At 66.4% G+C, this 1,127-nt stretch carries 2 protein-coding genes and 1 pseudogene; all 3 read left to right on the top strand.

Going from position 1 to position 1,127, the window contains the following annotated elements; translation table 11 throughout:
- Nucleotides 1-404: CBM96 family carbohydrate-binding protein (locus tag ASG77_RS22555; RefSeq protein WP_162254931.1), on the top strand; the 404-nt coding region annotated here is incomplete at its 5' end.
- Nucleotides 307-881, top strand: a pseudogene (locus ASG77_RS22920) (Ig-like domain-containing protein); the annotation flags it as partial. The gene ASG77_RS22555 and the pseudogene ASG77_RS22920, both read left to right, overlap by 98 nt.
- 28 nt (nucleotides 882-909) lie before the next feature.
- Nucleotides 910-1,127 (top strand): Ig-like domain-containing protein (locus tag ASG77_RS22545; RefSeq protein ID WP_442854240.1); only part of this gene is annotated, 218 nt, incomplete at its 3' end.

The raw sequence follows: 1,127 nt of genomic DNA, 5'->3' as shown, positions 1-1,127 counted from the left end.
AGGATGTTGCCGGCAACGCGCTGGCGACGGACAGGACGTGGACCTTCACCACGGCTCCCGCGGGCGGCGGCACGCCCGAAACCGTCACGCTCACGGCCACCGCCGACAGCTACGTGACGAGCGCGGCGCCGGGGACGAACAATGGCACAAGTACCATCTTGGGCGTGGACAACAGCCCGGCGGAGGTCACGTACCTGAAGTTCGACCTGTCAGCGTATGCGGGCAGGACCATCGAGAGTGCAACGTTGCAGCTGCGCAGCGCCGGCAGCGGGTCAACAGGCACGCAGAACATCAAGCTGGTCGCCGATGACACCTGGACCGAGACTGGGATCACCAACGTTGCAGCTGCGCAGCGCCGGCAGCGGGTCAACAGGCACGCAGAACATCAAGCTGGTCGCCGATGACACCTGGACCGAGACTGGGATCACGTACCCCGGTCCGGTGCTCGGCACCAGCATCGGCACCCTCGGCCCGACAACCACCAACACCACCTACAACATTCCGCTGACGGTCAGCGGACTGACCGGTGAGCTCGGCCAACAGCTCTCACTGGGAATGGACACCAGCAGCGGTGACGGCCTGGACCTCAACTCCAAGGAGGCCGGCAGCACGCTCGCACCCAAGCTCGTCCTCACCCTGAGCGGCGGTGGTGGTGGTGATACTACGGCTCCGACGGTGACGGTTACGTCTCCGGTTGCTGGTGCGACTGCTGTGGCGGTGACGGTGAATGTGACGGGGACGTTCTCGGAGGCGATGAACGCGTCGACGGTCACGTCGAGCACSTTCACATTGACGCCGGGGACGACGCCGGTGCCGACCGTGACGTACAACAGCACGGACAGGGTTGCGACGTTGAACCCGGGTGCGGATCTGGCGCCGGGNTTCACATTGACGCCGGGGACGACGCCGGTGCCGACCGTGACGTACAACAGCACGGACAGGGTTGCGACGTTGAACCCGGGTGCGGATCTGGCGCCGGGTACGACGTACACGGCAACGATCAGGGGCGGCTCCAGTGGGGTGAAGGATGTTGCCGGCAACGCGCTGGCGACGGACAGGACGTGGACCTTCACCACGGCTCCCGCGGGCGGCGGCACGCCCGAAACCGTCACGCTCACGGCCACCGC

It is taken from the genome of Arthrobacter sp. Soil762 (genome assembly GCF_001428335.1).
Classification (GTDB): domain Bacteria; phylum Actinomycetota; class Actinomycetes; order Actinomycetales; family Micrococcaceae; genus Arthrobacter.
Note: the sequence above shows the minus strand (reverse complement) of the source record. Positions and strands in the feature narration are given on the sequence as shown.